The sequence below is a fragment of the Clostridium sp. ZBS15 genome (assembly GCF_023845705.1).
Classification (GTDB): Bacteria; Bacillota; Clostridia; order Clostridiales; family Clostridiaceae; genus Clostridium; species Clostridium aquiflavi.
Genome location: NZ_JAMQHY010000120.1, coordinates 1 through 2,407 on the forward strand (window position 1 = coordinate 1; position 2,407 = coordinate 2,407).

Annotated in this window: 2 protein-coding genes; one reads left to right on the forward strand and one right to left on the reverse strand. The window is 25.8% G+C overall.

Annotated features, from left to right (window positions below; translation table 11 throughout):
- Window positions 1-28 precede the first annotated feature (28 nt).
- Entirely contained in the window at window positions 29-1,015 is a 987-nt protein-coding gene (locus tag NG904_RS16765) for a radical SAM protein (protein ID WP_252232861.1), read from the reverse strand.
- Between the two features lie 252 nt (window positions 1,016-1,267).
- On the opposite strand from NG904_RS16765, the gene NG904_RS16770 reads away from it, so the two are divergent.
- A partial coding sequence (locus NG904_RS16770) for an MATE family efflux transporter (protein WP_252232863.1) occupies window positions 1,268-2,407 on the forward strand: 1,140 nt, incomplete at its 3' end.

Here is a 2,407-nt window from a genome sequence, read left to right on the forward strand (position 1 = left end):
AACACACTGCTAAAACATAGTATCAATTTCAAATCCTTAAAGAACAAGATTCAAAACAATATTTCATATTATTAAATTTTAGTTTGATTTCATTTTTATAGAGACTATTTTTATCTATAAGAATTTTTGAATTTATAGAGTTATCAAGAAAATCTAAAGGAAAACAGGATGTATTTATTTTAAAATTTTTCATTTTTGAATAAAGCTCTAATTTTTGTTTTCTTTCATTTATTATAGAATCATAAAAATAAAAGTTTATAAATGCTCCTTTATTTAATAGCATGTCAGTAAAATTATTAGAAGTTATAATATCTATATTATTAAATGAAATATTTGATGATATTCCAAAGGGTATTGAGTTTTCTTTAAGTAAATCCATGTTAAACATAATTTTATCAAAAGTTCCGATTCCACGCTTATAATCTGTTTCATCCTTAAATCCATCAAGAGAAATTATAGGTATAACATTACAGGTTGAATATAATCTATTACAAATTATAGGGCTAAACATTTCTCCATTTGTAAAAGGTATAAATAATATATTAGGATATTTTTTATAAATGCTAAATAAGAAATCCATAGAGAAGGGTTCTTTTCCAATTATAAAAACATAATATATTTTATTTTCTTTGACTTTTGTTAAAATAGTGTCAACATCACTATATGTAAGATGATTAATATTATTTTCAGGTGATAAATTGATAACAAAGAATGGGAAAGAGCTATGAGAATTGTTATCAAAAACATAATCGAAAAAATTTATAGTAAACTTTTTTAAAAAATTAGAATTTAAATTCGACAATATATTTTCAATGAAATTTTTAACTAAAGGGGTATCATTATAATAAGTATATGCATTTTTTATCTTCTTTTTATTCTCGTTATCTTTTATAAGCTTAATTGATAAATTAAATAATTTATCCATATTTTTTGAAGGATTCTTTTCTAAAAGTGAACATACTTTTGAAATTACAATGTTTTTAGTAGAATTTTTCATATACTCACTAAAACTCATATTTGCAACATCCCCTAAATTTTCTATTAATACATTTATAGATATATTTATAAAACTTTAAAATATGCTAACTTTAAAAAATATTTTTGACATATGCTTAGATTCTTATATAATAATTTAAGTACAATAAGATTTTGACTAAGTCTCAGATTAGATTTTATTTCTAATTTTGAGACTTTAAAATCGTTATATATTAAAAATATAATAAATGTTTAAATTTATAGTTAAAATTAAAAAAGGAGGGAGATTAATGTGGAAAAAAGAATTGATCTAACAGAAGGTAAGATTGTATCCAAACTTGTAAAACTGGCTTTGCCTATTATGGGAACTTCTTTTATACAAATGGCATACAATATGACGGATATGATATGGATAGGAAAAGTAGGAAGTAAAGCTGTTGCTGGAGTTGGAACGGCAGGGTTTTATAGTTGGCTTGCCATGGCCTTTATTATGATTTCAAAAACAGGAGCAGAGATAAAAGTTGCACAAAAGATGGGAGAGCATAATTTAAGGAAAGTAAAGTCGTACATAGTAAGTGCTATTCAAATAAATTTAGTACTTTCAATTTTATATACAGTGGTTTTATTAGTATTTAGTGATAAACTTATAGGCTTCTTTAACTTAGGGGATGCAGAAGTAATATCAATGTCTAAAACATACTTGGTCATTGTAGCAATGGGAATGATATTTTATTTTATAAATCCAGTATTTACTGCAATATTTAATGGTGCTGGAAGTAGTAAAACACCATTTGTAATAAACACTATAGGACTTGCATTTAATATGGTTTTTGATCCTGTTTTAATATTAGGAATAGGACCATTTCCAAAGATGGGGGTAGCAGGAGCGGCTATTGCAACAGTAATTGCTCAAGTAATAGTAAGTTTAAGTTTCATATTTGTTATGATTAAAGGTAAAGAAGAGTATTTAAAGGTAAATGTATTTACAAGACCTAGAATGGATTATATAAAGGTGCTTTGTAATATAGGATTACCTGGAGGAATACAAAATGGATTATTTACTATATTCTCTATGTGTATAGGAAGAATAATAGCAGTATTTGGACCTGTACCCATAGCTGTTCAAAAAGTAGGTTCACAAATAGAAGCTATATCATGGATGACAGCAGGTGGGTTTTCTACTGCACTTGGAACTTTTGTTGGACAAAATTACGGAAGTAAAAGGTATAATAGAATAAATAAGGGTGTAAAAGTTACTATGGTTATGGCTGTGATTATAGGAATACTTGCTTCTCTTTTATTAATACTAGGAGGAGAATATGTATTTTCATTTTTCTTAAATGATCCAGAAGCAGTTGAGCAAGGTACTGTATATTTAAGAATACTAGGTTATTCACAATTATTTATGTGTATAGAGATTACAATAACAGGT